This window comes from Corynebacterium sp. HMSC073D01, from assembly GCF_001815555.1.
Classification (GTDB): domain Bacteria; phylum Actinomycetota; class Actinomycetes; order Mycobacteriales; family Mycobacteriaceae; genus Corynebacterium; species Corynebacterium glucuronolyticum.
Map to the genome: position 1 here is coordinate 1 of NZ_KV821038.1, position 17,634 is coordinate 17,634.

The 17,634-nt window shown below is 60.0% G+C and carries 15 protein-coding genes; 10 read left to right on the top strand and 5 right to left on the bottom strand.

Annotation, left to right across the window (positions count from 1 at the left end):
- Positions 1–76 precede the first annotated feature (76 nt).
- Complete coding sequence (locus HMPREF3044_RS05735) at positions 77–592, top strand: TIR domain-containing protein (RefSeq protein ID WP_070739923.1); 516 nt, start codon at positions 77–79, stop codon at positions 590–592.
- Here the strand turns inward: HMPREF3044_RS05735 and HMPREF3044_RS05740 are convergent.
- Positions 569–1,246, bottom strand: coding sequence for a metal-dependent transcriptional regulator (locus HMPREF3044_RS05740; RefSeq protein ID WP_070739925.1), 678 nt, complete (start codon positions 1,244–1,246; stop codon positions 569–571). The two genes, HMPREF3044_RS05735 and HMPREF3044_RS05740, sit on opposite strands and share 24 nt — an antisense overlap.
- Positions 1,247–1,327: 81 nt before the next feature.
- Between HMPREF3044_RS05740 and HMPREF3044_RS05745 the strand changes: the two genes are divergently transcribed.
- Together HMPREF3044_RS05745 and HMPREF3044_RS05750 are read left to right on the top strand one after the other, a co-directional pair.
- On the top strand, positions 1,328–2,092 hold the full coding sequence (locus HMPREF3044_RS05745; protein WP_070740170.1) for a helical backbone metal receptor: 765 nt from the start codon (positions 1,328–1,330) through the stop codon (positions 2,090–2,092).
- Positions 2,093–2,236: 144 nt separating this feature from the next.
- Positions 2,237–3,829: a catalase gene (locus HMPREF3044_RS05750; RefSeq protein ID WP_070739929.1), complete on the top strand. Its 1,593-nt coding sequence runs from the start codon at positions 2,237–2,239 to the stop codon at positions 3,827–3,829.
- A gap of 73 nt (positions 3,830–3,902) precedes the next feature.
- Here the strand turns inward: HMPREF3044_RS05750 and HMPREF3044_RS05755 are convergent, their stop codons facing one another.
- Positions 3,903–4,439, bottom strand: a complete 537-nt coding sequence (locus tag HMPREF3044_RS05755; RefSeq protein WP_070739932.1) for an NUDIX hydrolase — start codon at positions 4,437–4,439, stop codon at positions 3,903–3,905.
- Positions 4,440–4,648: 209 nt separating this feature from the next.
- On the opposite strand from HMPREF3044_RS05755, the gene HMPREF3044_RS05760 reads away from it, so the two are divergent.
- The 5 genes from HMPREF3044_RS05760 to HMPREF3044_RS05780 all read left to right on the top strand — a co-directional run bounded on the left by HMPREF3044_RS05760 (position 4,649) and on the right by HMPREF3044_RS05780 (position 10,904).
- The gene (locus HMPREF3044_RS05760) at positions 4,649–6,187 is read left to right on the top strand and encodes an MFS transporter (RefSeq protein ID WP_070739936.1); all 1,539 of its coding nucleotides are present in this window, start codon (positions 4,649–4,651) and stop codon (positions 6,185–6,187) included.
- Between the two features lie 537 nt (positions 6,188–6,724).
- A complete protein-coding gene (locus HMPREF3044_RS05765; RefSeq protein ID WP_070739939.1) occupies positions 6,725–8,140 on the top strand; it encodes a hypothetical protein in 1,416 nt (471 codons plus the stop codon).
- Between the two features lie 583 nt (positions 8,141–8,723).
- A complete protein-coding gene (locus tag HMPREF3044_RS05770; protein WP_070739943.1) occupies positions 8,724–9,620 on the top strand; it encodes a PRC and DUF2382 domain-containing protein in 897 nt (298 codons plus the stop codon).
- Positions 9,621–9,714: 94 nt separating this feature from the next.
- Positions 9,715–10,452 (top strand): sortase family protein, encoded by a 738-nt coding sequence (locus HMPREF3044_RS05775; RefSeq protein ID WP_231286033.1) that lies wholly within the window; start codon positions 9,715–9,717, stop codon positions 10,450–10,452.
- Positions 10,453–10,481: 29 nt separating this feature from the next.
- Positions 10,482–10,904, top strand: coding sequence for a PRC-barrel domain-containing protein (locus tag HMPREF3044_RS05780; protein WP_005389370.1), 423 nt, complete (start codon positions 10,482–10,484; stop codon positions 10,902–10,904).
- On the opposite strand, the gene HMPREF3044_RS05785 is transcribed toward HMPREF3044_RS05780, so the two are convergent.
- Positions 10,875–11,591 carry an AAA family ATPase gene (locus HMPREF3044_RS05785; protein ID WP_005395448.1) on the bottom strand — a complete coding sequence of 239 codons (717 nt, stop codon included), beginning with the start codon at positions 11,589–11,591 and terminating at the stop codon, positions 10,875–10,877. The two genes, HMPREF3044_RS05780 and HMPREF3044_RS05785, sit on opposite strands and share 30 nt — an antisense overlap.
- Positions 11,592–11,879, bottom strand: a complete 288-nt coding sequence (locus HMPREF3044_RS05790; RefSeq protein WP_005389366.1) for a hypothetical protein — start codon at positions 11,877–11,879, stop codon at positions 11,592–11,594. It abuts the gene before it with no gap.
- Positions 11,880–12,089: 210 nt separating this feature from the next.
- Between HMPREF3044_RS05790 and HMPREF3044_RS05795 the strand changes: the two genes are divergently transcribed.
- Both HMPREF3044_RS05795 and HMPREF3044_RS05800 read left to right on the top strand, forming a co-directional pair.
- Positions 12,090–13,901 (top strand): ribonucleoside triphosphate reductase, encoded by a 1,812-nt coding sequence (locus tag HMPREF3044_RS05795; RefSeq protein WP_070739947.1) that lies wholly within the window; start codon positions 12,090–12,092, stop codon positions 13,899–13,901.
- Positions 13,894–14,541, top strand: coding sequence for an anaerobic ribonucleoside-triphosphate reductase activating protein (locus tag HMPREF3044_RS05800; RefSeq protein ID WP_005389361.1), 648 nt, complete (start codon positions 13,894–13,896; stop codon positions 14,539–14,541). The genes HMPREF3044_RS05795 and HMPREF3044_RS05800 overlap by 8 nt, the downstream gene beginning before the upstream one ends.
- On the opposite strand, the gene HMPREF3044_RS05805 is transcribed toward HMPREF3044_RS05800, so the two are convergent.
- Complete coding sequence (locus HMPREF3044_RS05805; RefSeq protein ID WP_081446693.1) at positions 14,538–17,609, bottom strand: bifunctional [glutamine synthetase] adenylyltransferase/[glutamine synthetase]-adenylyl-L-tyrosine phosphorylase; 3,072 nt, start codon at positions 17,607–17,609, stop codon at positions 14,538–14,540. The two genes, HMPREF3044_RS05800 and HMPREF3044_RS05805, sit on opposite strands and share 4 nt — an antisense overlap.
- Between the last annotated feature and the right edge of the window lie 25 nt (positions 17,610–17,634).

The following is a 17,634-nucleotide window of genomic DNA, read 5'->3' on the forward strand; positions in this document are numbered from 1 at the left end:
AGCGCACCACGAAACGGGGGTACACCACCCCCCGATATATGATGAATGCTCGTCTACGTTTGTTGGAAAGGTTCACATGCTCGAATCCAAGCTCGCCCGCCGTGCAAAACACACCGTCTACGTTTCGTTCGCCCCCGAGGACCGCGACGAAGCGGAGCACTTTATGTCCACTTTTGACAATTTGGGGGAGGTTTTTCTCACCCGGGGCCCAGAACTCACCGAAGAGAGCATCCGTGCACTCGGCGACGAGTCAGCGGCTTTATCCGCTCTACGGGAACAATGCTTGAAAGATTCTGCTGTCACTATCGTCCTGCTGGGCAAGAAGACGTGGAACAGTGCCTGGGTGGACTGGGAAATCGCCGCTACCCTAGCGGGCCCAGAGCCGAGTGGGCTCCTTTCCATCGAGCTTCCCTCTCTCAAAGGCGCGTGGGCACCGCTGCCCACGCGCCTCTCGGATAACGCCCCCTACGCCGTCAGCGAGAAGTACCCACCCACGCCGATTCACCTAGCCAAATGGATCAACGCCGCGGCAGAGAAGGACGCACCCGTACATAACGAGCGGCACCTGTTAGGATTCAGCTTCGCCCGCTGAGACGAAGATCTCGCCCAGGGCGGCCTCAGCCACGGCGACGGCCGCGCCGTCGACAAGCACATGAGCGATGCCGACCACGGGGGGCTCTGGCATGTCGATGATGTGCCCGGGGAGGATGTTTTGCTCCGCGAGATAGCGGAGAAGTTCGGGATCGGAGTCGCCGATGCGGGCGATGCGGATCCCTGTTCCGGGTGCCACGCGCGACAGGGGGACCGTTGCCGTCTGCGCGATGGTGCCGTCGGCGGCGGGGATCGGGTCGCCGTGCGGATCGTGCGTGGGGTAGCCGAGGTGAGCATCGAGGCGTTCGAGGAACCTGTCGCTTACGGCGTGCTCCAAAACGTCTGCTTCCTCGTGAACCTCATCCCACGTGTAGCCGAGCGTCTCCACGAGGAAGGTCTCCAGGATGCGGTGGCGGCGCGCCATGGCGAGCGCGATCCGGCTGCCCTCCTCCGTAAGCGTGATGCCCTGGTAACGCTCGTGGTTGACGAGCCCGATTGAGGCCAGCCGTTTGATGGCCTCGGAGGCGGTGGAGGGTTTCTGCCCGACAACCTCCGCGACTTTCGTCAGTGTGGCCGGCGTGGAGGAACGTTCCTCATGGTCGTAGATCGCCTTGAGGTAGTCCTGACTTCTGTCGGGGAGGTCGAGCGGGTGCATAAACGTGTCCTTCCGATCGTGAGTGCAGGATTGTGATTGAAAGCGTACTCGACTTCTCCGATTCCGACGCACCCGGTTACGATGAAACGGGGCTTTTACAGGAAGGATGCCGATGCTTATCGACGATTCGGGGCCACCGTCCCCCTCCACCAACCGGCTCAGCGGGTCGTAAGCCTCGTGCCGTCCGTGACCGAGGCCATCGCGCTTACCGCACCAACGGCGCTGATTGGGGCGACCGACTGGTGTACGCAACCGCCCGATCTCACGGTCACCCGCGTGCGCGGGACGAAGAACCCAGACATCACCGCCATCGCCGGACTGCGGCCTGATCCCGTGGTGGTCAACAATGAGGAGAATCGGCGGGTTGATGTGGAGGAGCTGCGGCGACTCACCATCCCCGTGTGGGTCAAGGCGCTTGACAGCATGACGCGCCTGTTCACTCAGGCTTTCCGCGTCGCGGTACCAGCGTGGCTAGAGGAGGCGCGTAGCGTCTGGCCCCACCCGGCTAGCGGCCCACGTATCCGCGTCGCGCTGCCGATCTGGACGAAGCCGTGGCGTTGGGTGGGCGCCAACACGTTCGCCACCGACCTCATGCAACACCTCGGCTGGGACAACGTGGTCACCGACGAGCGCTACCCGCTCCTCACCCTCGTCGACATCGCCGAGCGCGCGCCCGACGTTGTTGCGCTTCCCGACGAGCCGTACGCCTTCACCGCGACAGATCACCAGCACTTCCCTGTCCCTGCGATTCACGTCGCCGGGCGCAACCTGTTTTGGTACGGTCCGGCGATGGCGACGGCGAGGGAGGAGCTGGAGGAAGCGATGGATCGTCGACAAGCAAAGTAACAAAAAGTAGGCCATCATTCGGCGAGGTTCCCCTAAGAACGGCAGGTGAAACCCGCCCTATTAATTTCTTCTAGCTAATAGGTTCATATTGTTGGTAGGGTGGAAACCGAGCATATTCACCTGTTAAAGAACGGAAGGAACCTCATGACTCAGTCCGAAAAGTCTGCTGGCGAATCGGCAGCCGACAAGGTCATCGACCGCGGCAAATACCCCGCAACCCCCGGCGCACACACCACCCTTCGCGGTGGCCAGCCGGTCATGAGCGAACACAAGTCCATCTCCACCGGCGAGACCGGTGCCATCGTTTTGAACGACGTGCACCTCATTGAGAAGCTCGCCAGCTTCGACCGCGAGGTGGTCCCGGACCGCATCCCCCACGCCAAGGGCCACGGCGCGTTCGGCGAACTGCACATTACCGAGGATGTCTCGCAGTACACCAAGGCCAAGCTCTTCCAGAAGGGCACCGTCACCCCGATGGTCGGCCGCTTCTCCACGGTTGCAGGCGAATCCGGCTCCGCAGACACGATGCGCGATGTCCACGGCTTCGCCCTTCGCTTCTACACCGAAGACGGTAACTACGACATCGTGGGCAACAACACCCCGGTGTTCTTCATGCGCGACCCCATGAAGTTCCCCGATTTCATCCACTCCCAGAAACGCACACCGGCTTCCGGCCTCCAGAGCGCTGACATGCGCTGGGATTACTGGACCCGTGCTCCCGAGTCCGCCCACCAGGTCACCTACCTCATGGGCGATCGTGGCACCCCGAAGAGCACCCGCCACCAAAACGGCTACGGCTCCCACACCTTCCAGTGGATTAACGAGAAGGGCGAGCCCGTATGGGTGAAGTATCACTTCATCTCCCGCCAGGGCGTGGAGAACCTCACCGACGAAGAGGCCACAGAAATGGCCGGCAAGAACCCCGACCTGCACCGCCAGGATCTCTTCGAGGCGATCGAGCGCGGCGACTACCCGATCTGGGACGTCGAGGTACAGATCATGCCGTTCGAGGATGCGAAGACGTACCGCTTCAACCCCTTCGACATCACGAAGGTGTGGTCCAAGAAGGACTACCCACGCAAGAAGATCGGCTACTTCGTGCTCAACCGCAACCCGCAGAACTTCCACGCACAGATTGAGCAGCTCGCCCTCGACCCGGCGAACCTCGTCCCCGGTGTCGGCCTGTCCCCCGACAAGCTGCTTCAGGGCCGTGTGTTCGCCTACGCCGACGAGCAGCGCTACCGCATCGGGCCGAACTACCGCCAGATCCCGGTGAACCAGCCCCTCAACCAGGTGGTCACCTACACGCACAACGGCCCGATGGCCTACGAGTTCTCCGACCCGTCGCAGCCCCCGTACGCCCCCAATAAGTCGGATGTTATCGACGGGCTTCTCGACGATGGAGAGACCTCGTCCTCCATGAAGTCCTTCGACTCCGCCGAGGGCCTCTACATCAACCCGGAGCCGAACGACCCGGACTTCGCCCGCTACGCATACAAGAAGCACGCCGAGGACGACGACTTCGTCCAGGCTCGCGACCTGTACCTCAACGTCTACGACGAGGAGGCAAAGAAGCGCTTCGTGTCCAACATCGCCGGCGCGATGGATGGTGTTTCCGCCGCGACGGAGAAGCGCGTCTACGAGTACTGGGCCAACGTGGACAAGGACCTCGCTGAGAACCTGAAGAGGGAATTCACCGAGGGAGTCAAGGCCGGCACATTTGCCAAGCCTGAGTAAAAACCCAAAATTTTCCCCGCCACCCAGTCGGTGGCGGGGATATCTTTTTCAGTGTGTGGGGATCGGCGCGTGATCACTGATTGTGCGAGCGCTTCTCGTACCCAAGGCGCGGGCGAAACTTATCCGGGTGTCGCAGGTTAACCACGGCATCGGCAATGAGCAGTCGGAAACGTTGCTGCATCTCGGGAAGCTGCGCCACGGAGAACCACCGCACATCCGCAGATTCCTCATCCCCCACGAATGGCTCATCGTTTCCAGTGAGCTCCATCCGGTAACAAATATCGATGTAACTAGTCACGTCCCCATTGGGGTAGGTCGTGGGACCAGATGTGCCCGTGCCAATGATAGCTACGGCCTCTGCGTCAACACCGGCTTCTTCTTTCACCTCGCGGGCCGCAGTCACGTGCGGATTCTCGCCGGGTTCAGCGATCCCCGTAACCGGTGTCCACGCACCATTATCGGCTCTTTTCACCAGGAGGACCTGGGGAACCTCCCAGATCGGTGCTCCTTCCGGCACAGGTTTAAGAACGATTGCAGTAACACCGGGTAAAAACAGCGGATCGTGGCCGATCTTCTCACGCAAAGTCATAATGAATTCGGGTGTAGGCATGCCTCCACATTACTTTCTCCTCCCGCTGGCGGACGTTCCCGCATCACGTCGCGGCATTCCCCACCTTTTCTCAGGCCGCAGAGGACGGTCAGCGCCTGCCCGAAAACGATCATTTATGTGATCAAAGTAACAATAATTTGGTGATTTATGGAATGATTGCACGAGCCATGTTAACCCCTCCCCGTGCCACATGATTAAGGTGCTATCATATGCCGAATCCTCATGAAGTAGTCACCCGCCGCGCCCTCGCGGTTTGGATGTCCGCCGTTATTGTCTACATCATCGCTATTACAGGGCGCACCAGTTTCGGTGTCGCCGGGGTTGAGGCCCTGAATAGGTTCCAGGTCGATGCCTCACACATCGCGGTATTCACCGCTGTACAAGTGGGCACCTATGCCCTTTCACAAATCCCAGCAGGCTTACTCATCGACCGCTACGGCCCGCGTAAGTTGCTCGTCTATGGCGCCCTGATTATGGCGTTCGGGCAGCTGCTCCTCGGCTTCACCACGGTCTACGGGGTTGCTATCTGCGCCCGCATCCTCATCGGTATGGGCGATGCCACGGCATTCCTTTCCGTGATGCGCATCCTCCCCTACTGGATTCCGCTGCACAAGTCGCCGATGTTCACGCAGCTCACCTCCTCACTCGGCCAGCTAGGACAGTTCCTGTCCGCGATTCCCTTCCTCACCCTCCTGCACTGGGCGGGATGGACACCGGCGTTCGTCACCCTCGGCGCGGTCGGAATCCTCGTCGCCATGGGAGCTCGTGTCGCAGTCGCCGATAGCCCGGAGACCGACGCGGCAATGGAAGAAATCCGTCGTGCACGCCACGAAAAGGAAGAGCACGTTAAGGAGCTCCGCCGCCAACGTGCCGACGCTGCCAAGCGTGAGCGGGCAGGGCTTCCGCCCGTAAAGAAGGCCAACGTCGTCGCCCACCAGGTCGCAGAGCGAGCCGACGGCCAGCGCCGAGCGGTTCTCCGCGGCGCACGGAAGTTCTTCCTTCCCCTCGTCGCTCTTACGCGCCTACAGGAGGACGAGAAGCGAGGCCGCCACGGGCGAGACACCATCGAATCCGTGAAGAAGGTAGCGAAAAACCCCATCGTCTGGCTGGCTTTTCTCATTCACGCCACATGCATGACACCACTTATCACATTCACGCTCCTCTGGGGGCTCCCCATGATGACGCAGGGAATGGGCCTCTCCCCCGCAGTTGCAGGCCTCGTCCTCACCGTCAACTCCGTGGTGAGCTTCGCCATCGGCCCCTTCCACGGCTTCGTTTCCGCGCGCCTCGGGGGTCGGCGCGACATTGCAGCATTCATCTTCGCCATTGGCCTTGGCCTGACCTGGGTCATCTTCTTCTGGTCCGATAAGCCTCGCGGCCTCGTCGCCGTCGTCATCGCTTTGGTCTGCATGTCGATCCTCACACCCGCCTCCAACTACGGCTTCGACTTCGTGCGCGAAGAATTGCCCCACAATGTTGTAGCCACAGGCACCGGGTTTGCCAACATGGGTGGCTTTATCTTTGGCATGGTCGCCTCTCAGGGCATGGGTATTCTCCTAGACATCTCCGCGGATTCGACCACGTACACGTGGGCAGACTTCCAGTTCGGATGGCATGCGGTCACCGCAACGTGGTTTGCAGGACTCGTCTTTATTGCGATCTTGCGCACAGGGATCTTCCTCGCCTCGCGACGCAAGAACGCAGCGCCCCGCCGAGTACGCATTGTCGAGTCCTCTTCCGACAGCTAAGCCGCCTTCTCTTACATTCTTCTCAGATTCCGCCGCCTGTGAACCAATCAGGTGGCGGATTTTCCATTTTCTCCCCCCACTCAAGATTCATTCACTACCGTCAATTTGCACACCACCTTTCAAAGCAGTGACACTTCCCCATCCAACCAATACTGCTGGATATAGCTATGAGTTCCGACTTACCCAATCGGAAAAAGCTCTCAGATAACCACCCCCTCCCTCCACCCCCATTAGGTCGGACGTTTTTTACTTTCCTATAGAAAAATTGGAACTTTCGTTCCCTCCCCAGAACCCCCATCAACCTTGCAAATGTCCGAAAGTACCTTAAATTTTTTAAGGTTTTCATCAACTCCGTAACTTTTTCCCTTTTAACCCTTTATTAACTTAGCCCCAAAAAACCCTTGAACGAGGGCGTTTCCTGGTCTAGATTTAATTGCGTTGCCAGCCAGTGGCCAGGTCTTTTTTACAAGACCTCCATGTGGCGCGGCTTACCATTCTTTCCCTTTCCGAAACCACGACTCTGATCAGGAGATACAGATGAAGTTCACCAAGATTGCAGCTTCCTTCACTGCTGCAGCGGTGGTAGCTGGCCTGTCCACCACCGCAGGTGCCGCAACCATCAGCGACGACTACAACGAGACCCCGCTCATCAACCCCGAGCTCCCCATCGTTCACACTTTCCACGGTTCTGACCACATCAAGGCCAACATCCTGAACCCGCACCCGGTGTGCAACCCCTGGGAGGACTACCGCACCGTCCTGTACAAGGCTAAGGACAACTTCACCCCTGCAGGCACCATCTCTGCCACGAACCAGACCACCAACGATATCCCGCTCTCCCAGAGCCTGTCCATGAGCCAGTCGATCTCCCTCAACGTCAAGGGCGACCGCTCCATGAGCACCTCCATGAACATTGGCGGTGGCTACAGCAAGGATGGCGGCTCCGTCTCCAACGGCATCACGATGTCCCTGTCCCAGTCCCTCGGCGCTTCTGCTTCCTACAGCCTCAGCTGGAATCAGGGCCAGAGCATTGGACCGTACACGATTAAGCCCGGTGAGACCGGCGAGGCCACCTACGGCTTCCGCACGATCACCATGGATGGCACGCAGCAGTACTGCAAGCCGAACGGCACCTGGTCCACCCCGACCCTGTGGTCCGCACTTGCTCCTATCAAGAAGGAAGTCAAGGTTAAGACCTACTCCACCCTAGCTGGTGCACATGACGCTGTCGCCAACAACAAGGTCGACCACGTCATCAACGAGAACCTCAAGAACGAGACCGAGCCCACCGTCGAGGAGAACACCTCCGTCGACGCTGGCGACGTTGTCGGCGATGACTCCGCCGTTGAAGAGGACAAGGTAGTAAAGCCCGTCGAGACCGAGGAGATCGTCTCCGGCGCCGAGGCCGAGAACAAGATCGCAGAGGAAGACGCAAAGGCTTCTGAGGCCAAGGATCCGTCCGAGGCCGTCAACAGCGACTACGAGCTCACCCCCCGCCTCACGACCGCTAAGGCAACCGGCTTCTCCGGTGCCGTCGCTCTTCGCCTGAAGAACACCGGCACCAAGCGCTACGAGCCCGACTTCCCCTACACCACCTACCGCATCGAGGTTAAGACCACCGCTAAGCCCGGTGACTACCTCTACGGTGTCGACCGCTTCATGACGGCTGGCTGGTTCAACGGTGCATACACCCGCGACCTCGGCTTCGACCGCGACAAGTCCGTCCGTACCTTCGAGGTCACCCTGTCCAACCCGATTGAGCCGGGCGAAGAGGTCCTCGTTTCCAACATTCACTTCGGTGACGGCCTCATCCGCGGCCACCGCATGACCAACACCATCACGGTCACGCAGACCGGCGGCCACAAGGGCGACGCTAACGTGAACGCTAAGGAGTTCAACTCCGCCGACATCACCACTGATGACTTCGGCAACAAGGCTAAGGGTGTCTTCTAAATAGATTTCCCCTCATCTCTGGAGAGACAGAACGTAGTTCTGTCTCTCCTTTTTTCTACCCCCGATACCGCACAACAAGAAAAAAGCGACATCGGACATCCTCGTTGCGGGGGTACTTTGGTGCAAATCGGAAGATTTTGGCCGATCTTTACCAAATCGTTACATTTAAAGGTTTTCTCCAGCTAACTTTAAGTACAATACTGAATATATAGCAGGCTCTACCCGTCATACATCGCTCCTGCCAGCGGTCTTAACCATTCCCTACCCTTCCCCTCTTTCACTCGTTTAATCACTATTTCTTTACGCGGAGACAATATCCCATATCACGGGATTTTTTTATTACGAGAAAGTTAACGGACCGGCGTGCCAAGTGGAACCATCGCCGTCACCCCCGGCCAACCGAGCGGTTTTTCCTTACACTCGATTGCAGTGTCGCGCGCATCGCGAGACATCACCAAGTTTATCGGTCGCGAAAACACGCGCCGATTCTCTTCCAGATTTATTGTGATCGGTACTTATCACCTACTGACGGCGGCGAACACCTCCTGCCGGGGATAGTGCCCTAAGAAAGGATAGACAGAAGATGACGGACAAGAGGAATATCCAGGATCTCCTGAACGCCACTGCGTTTGACGCCAAGGGCGAGAAGCTCGGCAAGATCAACAACCTTTTCGTTGATGACAAGACCGGTCAGCCCACGTTCATCGAGGTAAACCATGGTCTCTTCGGCATGGGTTCCAGCCTGGTTCCGCTCCGTGGCCACCGCCTCAATGGCGACGAGCTGAAGCTCGCCTTTGACAAGGATCTTATCAAGGACGCACCGGAAATCGACTTCGAAAACCAGCTCACGGCTGCCGATCAGGACAAGATTTACGAGCACTACCGCCTCGCGGATGTTCAGGATGTAGAGAGCTACGTCACCGACCGTCCGGCCGCTGAGGAGCACGTAACCGAGGACACCAACCGCCACGCAGCTGCGGGCGCAGGCTTCGCCGGCGCTGGCTTCGCCGGCGCTGCTGGTGCCAAGGACGAGACAGAGGCTAAGGATGTCATCGACACCGACAAGCGCGAGGTTCGCGAGCCTGTCGCTGGTCGCACCGACGACATCATCCTCGAGAAGGAGCACCTCAATGTCGGCACCGAGCGCGTCGCCACCGGCGAGGCTCGCCTCCGCAAGTACCAGGTTGAGGAAACGGAGACCGTCGAGGTTCCGGTCACCCGCGAAGAGGTTCGCATTGAGCGCACCCCCATCTCCCCCGAGGAAGCCAAGAACTTCGTCGGCTCCGATGCCACCGAGGCAACCGTCACCCTCCACGAGGACAAGATCAACGTGACCAAGGAGTCTGTCCCGGTCGAGCGCGTTTCCCTCGGCACCGAGCAGGTCCAGGAGACTCGCACCGTGTCCGAGACCGTTAAGCACGACGAGATCGACACCAAGGGTATCGACGGCTACGTCGACCCGGAGGCCGACCGCAAGTAACGTCCCCCTCTTTTTATAACCCGGTGGCTGCACGCTGTGCAGCCACCTTTTTCTTGCCCTGCGTTCCCCAGCGATGAGGTCTACACTCATTGTTATGTTACGGGGGTTTCTACGTTTCGGTCCACGCACCCGCAGAAGGAAAATTCGCGCGATGGCCAAGGAGGCTGGTCTCATCGCGTTTGTCATCGTGCTCTCACTAGGGGTGCTGTCATTTTCGAAGACAGAACCGGAACAGGCTCTGCCAACACCCATTGTGACATCGACGTCTGAACAGCCCGCTCCGCCTCCGCCACCACCACCCACTCTTTCTGGAACTGGTCGCCTGTTTCTTGATGGACCGGCACCGATTTCCACAGCAGTGTATTCGCCTACTCCCGCAGTCGATCCGCTCGAACCGAGCGCCACGGGTCTCAATGACGTGCAGTGGGTTGACGGGCTCGGTGTGCCGCCCGCCGACGCGGCTGCAGGCACGGTATTTCTCATCGGCCATTCATGGTCTCAGTCAGGTTACGTGCTCAACGGCTTGTCGGAATTCGTCACCGCGCGGACGGATTTTTCTGCACCGTCACCACGCCTACCATCGCAGAGTGTTCAGGGATCCACTCTTTCGCTTGTCGACGCTGCCGGGGTCACGGTGCGCTGGACGGTCGATACGGTTTTTCTCATCAGTAAGTCTGCGATGACCGGTGACACCGATATTTTCCGTTCCCACGCACCCGGTCGTGTGGTGCTCATAACGTGCGCTATCACCGCGGACAAGGATCTAGACTACAACGTCGTGTTGATCGGTCACCGGCAGGAATCAGCGGTCGGTACAATGCGTGATAGGTAAAAAAACCACCGTCGTGGAAAGGATCATTCGTGGGCAAGCCCGATGTGCTTCAACAGCTTCTGCGTGCCACTGTTGTCGATAGCCAAGGCAAGAAGGTGGGCAAGGTTCGCGAGGTCTACGTTGACGATGATTCCAAGGAACCCAGCTTTGTCGAGGCGTTTCGAGGCTTTCTGCGGATGAAGTCCGCATTCATCCCTCTGCTTGGCTACCGCCTCGAGGGGAAGACTCTGACGGTGAACTACCCACTGGATGTCATTGCTTCCGCCCCCGTAGAGGCGATTGGAAAGTCGTTGTCAACGGAATACCAGAACACCCTCTACACCCACTACAAGGTCATTGCTGCCGAAGAGGCAGCTCCTACGACGCCCGCCGCAGATGATGAAGTGCAGGCGGTGGAGAAGACGGGATCGCACAAGGTGGAGCTAGACACCGTCGATAATGAAGTCAACTGACCCGATCGGGTCAGACAAAAATCCCCGTGTCGCCCGAACCATCTCCGTATCGTCGTATGCCGTCTGGACAATGCCGCCCTCGCTCACGCTGCGGATGTCCGCCCCCGGCACCGCGGCGATAATCGGCGAGTGAGTGGCCACAATGAACTGGCTGCCACGACGAGCTGCGAGGGCGATGTGCCCCATGACCGCCATCTGACTGACGACAGATAACCCTGCCTCCGGCTCGTCGAAAAGAAATAAACCGCGGTCCTTAAGCGCATCATCAAGGACATCAAGCACGGTCTCCCCGTGGGAACGACGGTGCGCACCTGCGTAGGAAACGCTCCTGTCCAGCTTCGTGACCTGGTTGTAGTGCGTTTCCGCACGCAGGAAATACCCGGCACGCGGGTTTTCTGGCCTGCTTACCCGCAGCAGCTGGTGAAGGGGTGAGTGCGTCGGCTCACCGGTAGCGGTGAAACTCCTCGCTCCCAGGAACCCGCCGTCGGGATTGAAGCGCATAGCTACGGCGAGGGCCTCCAAGAGTGTCGACTTGCCCGCACCATTGTCCCCCACGAACACTGTGACTGGGTGAGAAAACTCAAGGGGACTCTCTTTTAGCGCCTGGAATACCGGCAGGTGCTCTACGTAACCGAGGTCCACAGCCGGCCCCGGTGCCGTTTCAATTTGGACCTTCCGTATGTACACCTACCTGTTATTCAGGATGGTGTCCGTGAGCACCTGTCGCACAGCGTCCTTCAGCGGTCCAGCATCGAACTGCGGCGTCGACGGGGCGGGTTCGGTGTGCTGAGAGTCGTGGCGTCGAGGGCGAGGAGCGGGGGCAGGGGAGGTTGGCTCAACGGTGAGGGTGAGTGTTTGCCCCTCGAGCCGAACGCGCGTGTCGGCGGCGACCCCGGACGAGCGGGCGGCGTCGACAAGCGAAGAAAGATCGGCAAACGTTGCGTCATCGAGGTTAATGGAAAATGTCAGTGCCATGGCCCCGAGTATACCTTCCCCCAAAAGGGGGCATTGGAAAGTGAGATGAAGGTAACACTAATAAATCAACATCTTCCAGATCACTCCAGCGGACAGACGCTTAAACCTACTACATGTAGTGCCTACCTCTTTTACTTTTTCCATATTTGGGGTGTCATCAAACATAGGTTGGAGTTACGTGGATGTAATTACTGGCTTAGGATTCGATGTATGACCTTCACACACGACCGCGTTTCCATCGATGCCATTTCCACAATCAATGAGTACCTCGACCGCTCCGACTGGCGCGTCAACGCCAATGCCAACCAGGACTTCTCCCTCGGCGGCATGATGCTCAACACCTCGGGCAAAGTCGTGGCCAACTACTGGCTGACCCAGGTGTTCTCCCCCGCAGCAAACACGGCCCACCGCGAAGGTGCCATCCACATTCATGATCTCGATATGCTCTCCGGCTACTGTGCCGGCTGGTCCCTGCGCCAGCTCCTCGAACAGGGCTTTGGTGGCGTACCCGGTGCGATCAGCTCGCTGCCACCCCGCCACTTATCCAGCGCACTCGGGCAGATGGTGAATTTCCTCGGCACACTGCAAAACGAGTGGGCGGGTGCCCAGGCTTTCTCTAGCTTCGACACCTACCTTGCCCCCTTCGTGCGCCTCGACAACCTGAGCTACGAAGAAGTGGAGCAGGCTGTGCAGGAGTTCGTCTTCAACCTGAATGTGCCCAGTCGCTGGGGCACGCAGACCCCCTTCACCAACCTCACCTTCGACTGGGTGTGCCCCGCAGATATCGCGGACAACCATCCCTACATCGGCGAGGAAGTCTGCGACTTCACCTACGGTGAACTGCGGGAAGAGATGGACATGCTGAACCGGGCGTTCATCACCGTGATGATGACAGGCGATGCCGACGGACGGCCGTTCACCTTCCCCATCCCCACCTACAACATCACCAAGGACTTCCCCTGGGAGTCCGAGAACGCACGGCTCTTGTTCGAGATGACCGCCAAGTACGGTCTCCCCTACTTCCAGAACTTCATCAACTCCGAGCTCGATCCCGGCATGATCCGGTCCATGTGCTGCCGCCTCCAACTCGACCTGCGCGAGCTCCTCAAGCGTGGCAACGGGCTGTTCGGCTCCGCAGAACTCACCGGCTCCATCGGCGTGGTCACCATCAACTGCGCCCGCCTCGGCTACCTCCACGCTGGCGACGAGGAAGCCCTCATGTCTGAGCTCGATGACCTCATCGACGTCGGAATCGACACCATTGAGCGGCGTCGCGCAACCATAACCACGCTACTCGACGAAGGCCTGTTCCCCTATACGCGCCGCTGGATGCCGAACCTGGACAACCACTTCTCCACCATTGGTGTCAACGGGATGAACGAAATGGTGCGCAACTTTGTCGGCGATGCCTACGACATCACCGACCCCAACGGACACGAGATGGCGCTGCGCATCCTCAACCACATCAACGAGAAGCTCGTAGCGGCCCAAGAGTCCACCGGCCACCTGTTCAACCTGGAGGCCACCCCCTCCGAGGGGGCAACGTACCGGTTTGCACGCGAGGATCTCGCCCGCTACCCCGACATCATTCAGGCCGGCACAGCGGAGGAACCCTACTACACCAACTCCTCGCAACTTCCCGTTTCGCACACCCCCGATCCGTTTGCCGCCCTGGCTGAGCAGGAGGATCTGCAGACGAAGTACACCGGCGGCACCGTATTGCACTTGTACATGGGTGCAGCCATGAGCAGCGGCGAGGCGTGCTCGAGCCTCGTTCGCCGCGCACTCACGGCCTTCCGACTGCCGTACATCACCATCACGCCCACATTCTCCATCTGTCCTAACCACGGTTACCTTTCGGGAGAGCACCCGACGTGTGAGCGATGCGGTGAGCAGACGGAAATGTGGACCCGCGTCATGGGCTATTTCCGCCCGGTGAGCTCGTTCAATACGGGCAAGAAGGGCGAGTTCCACGAGCGCACCTACTTCTCCGAGAAGCTAGTCACCCCCGCCCATGCCTGAGTTGCCCATCGCCGGACTCATCCCGTTTTCCGCTACGGACTGGCCCGGCCAGCTCACTGCCACGGTGTTCACCACTGGCTGCCCGTGGGCCTGCGTGTACTGCCACAATCCCGCCTTGCAGGATCCGCGCGGTCAGACGACATCCACGATGGCTGAGGTCCTCGAACTTGCGGCCGCCCGCCGCAGGCTCCTCGACGGGGTGGTCTTCTCCGGCGGTGAGCCGACGATGCACCGTGGACTTCCCGACGCCATTCGCGCTGTTCGGGCCACAGAACCGACCTTCGGCATCGGCCTCCACACGTGCGGGTACCTCCCCGAGAGACTCCGCAGCCTGGTGGAGGACCCCTCTACGTGCCCCGACTGGATCGGGCTCGATGTCAAGGGGCTTCCCGACGACCTCCCGGAGGTTGTCCGTTGCACCCCCGTCGGCGCGCGGCGGTCCTGGCAGTCCCTCGACTACCTGGCAGGTACCGCGAACGCGGGAAAGATTGATCTCCAGGTGCGCACGACACTGTGGCACGGCAGCATTCTTGAGGAGCACCTTCCTGAGCTCACCCGGCGCGTAGAAGAACGTGGCCAGGAGCTGGTTGTCCAGTGGGCACATGATGTCGATACCGAGGGCACCTACGTGGGAAGCTAGGGCTCGATCGAGAACTCGGACTCTGACTCTCCCCAGAACACGTTGTCCACCACCCGGCGCGCACGGCGCGTGGCCTTGAGATAGTGCTCCAGGTAGCCACGCGAATCGTCCGGGTCCCAGCCTGCGGCTCCCGCAACATGCGCGAGCGCCGGACCAGGTGGAGGCAGCTGGTCCGTCCGCTTTCCCCGTACGAGGACGAGAGCGTTGCGGGCGCCTGTGGCGGTGAGCCAGGCATGGCGGAGACGCTCGACACTTGTGGCATCGAGGATGCCGGCCTCTTCGATGGCATCGAGCCCTTCCAGTGCGGAGGCGGTGTGCAATGCCGGATACTCGTGCGCATGCATCATCGTCAGCAGCTGCACAGTCCACTCAATATCCGTGAGTGCCCCGCGCCCGAGTTTCGTGTGCGTTGTCTTGTCTGCCCCCTTGGGGAGCCGCTCTTTATCTACGCGTGCCTTCATCCGACGCACCTCGCGGATGGCTGATTCGTCGATGCCACCCTCGGGGTAGCGGAGTGGGTCAATAAGCGCGATGAAGGCCTCGCCCACCTCTTCGTCACCGGCGATGTAGGTAGCGCGCAGGAGTGACTGCATTTCCCATGTCTCCGCCCACTTCTCGTAGTAGGTGGCATAGCTCGCCAACGTGCGAACCACCGGCCCCGACCGGCCCTCTGGGCGCAAACCGAGGTCAACATCAAGTGGCGGATCCCCGGATGGCTTGGCCAGCCTGCGACGCATCCGATCACAGACACCGATGGACCATGTGACAGCCTCCGTGTCACCGACACCCGGCAACGGATCGCAAACGAATAACACGTCGGCATCCGACCCGTATCCGAGTTCCGCGCCGCCCAAGCGTCCCATACCAATAACCGCGATTCGCGCCTTCGGCTCTCCCGCAGCTCGGATCTCCGCCGCCAAAGCGGCGTGGAGGACGGCATCCCAGACGATGGACAACGAGCGACACACGTCCCGTACATCCATCATCCCCAGCAGGTCTGCTGCACCAATGCGGGCGAGCTCAGCCCGCCGCAGCGATCGCGCCACGGCGATTGACTGTTCGGGGCTGGACTGCCTGCCGGCTGCGGCGACGAGAGCCGTGCGAACCTTTTCCGGATTAGTGGAAATAAGCTTCGGGTTATTCGCCCCGTCTCCGAGAAGCTTGACCGTGTCAGGTGAGGACAATAGAAGTTCGGAGACATACGGCGACGTGCCCAAAATATGCATGAGTCGTTTCCCCACAGCCCCCTCATCCCGCAGGAGCCGGAGGAACCAGCTGCGGTCTTCCATCGTCTCCGAGAGCTTGCGGTAATTAAGGAGCCCCGCATCTGGGTCTGAGGTAGACCCCAACCACGTCATCAGGCTCGGCAGCAGAAGCTGCTGCAACTTCTGCTTCCGCGAGGAGCCCGAGGCCAGCACCTGCAGATGCTGGTAGGCACGGTCGGGGAAGTTGTAGTTGAGGGCCCCAAGCTGGAGCCTCGCGGCCTCTGGGGAGAGAGCGAGCGTCCCCGTATCCAGGTTCACTACCGAGTTCAAGAGTGGCCGGTAGAACAGTTTGGTGTGAATGTCTGCGATCGAGTGTTGCGTCTTGCGGTACAGCTCTAAGAGCTGTGCTGCAGAGCTGTGCCCACCGGTGCCTGCTATCCCCGCCGCGCGGGCGATCCTACGCAGCGATTCGACATCTTTCTCCTTCGGCATCGTGTGTGTACGACGCAGGCGCTGGAGTTGCAGGCGATGCTCAAGAAGCCGCATGAACTCGTAGTTTTTAATGAGTGCGTGTCCATCCTCGCGGCCGACATACCCGCCTGCGATGAGGGCGTTGAGTGCAGCGACAGTGGAGCTCACCCGCAGGGATTCATCCACGCGCCCATGCACCATTTGGAGTAGCTGGACGGCGAACTCAACGTCACGCAGTCCACCGCGGCCGAGCTTGAGCTCTCGGGACTTAAGGTTCTCGGGCACGTTGCGGATCACACGACTACGCATCGCCTGCACATCGGGAACGAACGAATCCCGCCGCGACGCTTCCCACACCAGAGGGTGTAGCGCGTCGATATAGTCCTGGCCGAGTGCCATATCACCTGTCTGCGGCCGGGACTTGAGGAGAGCCTGGAATTCCCAGGTCTCGGCCCACCGCGAGTAGTACGCCTTGTGCGATTCCAGCGTCCGCACCAACGCACCGTTCTTGCCCTCGGGACGCAGTCCCGCATCGACATCGAACAGTGCCTGCGAGCCGATACGTATGAACTCACTAGCCACGCGTGTGACCTTCGGCGAAGCTGGCTCCGCCACGAAGATGACATCCACATCCGAGATGTAGTTGAGCTCCCGCGCACCGCACTTGCCGAGCGCTATCACAGACAACCTCGCGTCGGCCTGTTCATCGCCCCACACCGTGCCCTGCGCACATGCGAGAGTTGCGGTCAGGGCGGCGTCGGCAAGCGTCGAGAGCATCGCCGTAACGTGCGTGTAGGGGACGGGAATCGCCACCGCCCCGGAAGTTGAACGGACGAGGAACGTCCCTGCCAGGTCGACAGCCGCAATGCGCATGAGGAGCGTGCGGTAGGCATGTTTGATCGTTCGGACGGCGTCCGTACCGCGAAGAGGCGAACGATACATACCGGGAGTATCGAGGCTGTCCGTCGCACCGCATCCCTCGTGGCTGCAGTCCGGGCGAGCATCGACTGCCTCGAGCATGAAACGCATCATCTCCCCCGGTGTCGGTGCCGGTTTTCCTACCTCCTGCCACTGTTCCGGATGGGCAACGAGGTGGTCCGCGAGGACAGTTGATGCCCCGAGTAGTCCAAAGATCCGCAACCGCAGCTCAGGATTGATGTGCAAGCTCTGGTTAAACACGCTCCACTCATCTGCAGAGACCGCATCCTTGAACCGCAACAGGCCGAGGAGAACCTGGTCGGGGTCGGCGGCTCCCGACATGTCGCGCAGCAGGTCACTGTGCTCGGCTTTGTACCACCCGAGTTCCTCCAACTCAGACTCCGCTGCCGGGCGCTCGAAGCCAAGCGCCGCCGGCGTGGGAACTGCTTTCCTCGTTGTCCGTGGTGATTGCACTTTTCTTCCTTAGAAAGATTCGCTT

Bases quoted from the DNA above. Each gene is read 5' to 3' on its own strand.
- HMPREF3044_RS05735 (WP_070739923.1), top strand. From the start codon at position 77: ATGCTCGAATCCAAGCTCGCCCGCCGTGCAAAACACACCGTCTACGTT.
- HMPREF3044_RS05740 (WP_070739925.1), bottom strand. From the start codon at position 1,246: ATGCACCCGCTCGACCTCCCCGACAGAAGTCAGGACTACCTCAAGGCG.
- HMPREF3044_RS05745 (WP_070740170.1), top strand. From the start codon at position 1,328: ATGAAACGGGGCTTTTACAGGAAGGATGCCGATGCTTATCGACGATTC.
- HMPREF3044_RS05750 (WP_070739929.1), top strand. From the start codon at position 2,237: ATGACTCAGTCCGAAAAGTCTGCTGGCGAATCGGCAGCCGACAAGGTC.
- HMPREF3044_RS05755 (WP_070739932.1), bottom strand. From the start codon at position 4,439: ATGCCTACACCCGAATTCATTATGACTTTGCGTGAGAAGATCGGCCAC.
- HMPREF3044_RS05760 (WP_070739936.1), top strand. From the start codon at position 4,649: ATGCCGAATCCTCATGAAGTAGTCACCCGCCGCGCCCTCGCGGTTTGG.
- HMPREF3044_RS05765 (WP_070739939.1), top strand. From the start codon at position 6,725: ATGAAGTTCACCAAGATTGCAGCTTCCTTCACTGCTGCAGCGGTGGTA.
- HMPREF3044_RS05770 (WP_070739943.1), top strand. From the start codon at position 8,724: ATGACGGACAAGAGGAATATCCAGGATCTCCTGAACGCCACTGCGTTT.
- HMPREF3044_RS05775 (WP_231286033.1), top strand. From the start codon at position 9,715: ATGTTACGGGGGTTTCTACGTTTCGGTCCACGCACCCGCAGAAGGAAA.
- HMPREF3044_RS05790 (WP_005389366.1), bottom strand. From the start codon at position 11,879: ATGGCACTGACATTTTCCATTAACCTCGATGACGCAACGTTTGCCGAT.
- HMPREF3044_RS05795 (WP_070739947.1), top strand. From the start codon at position 12,090: ATGACCTTCACACACGACCGCGTTTCCATCGATGCCATTTCCACAATC.
- HMPREF3044_RS05800 (WP_005389361.1), top strand. From the start codon at position 13,894: ATGCCTGAGTTGCCCATCGCCGGACTCATCCCGTTTTCCGCTACGGAC.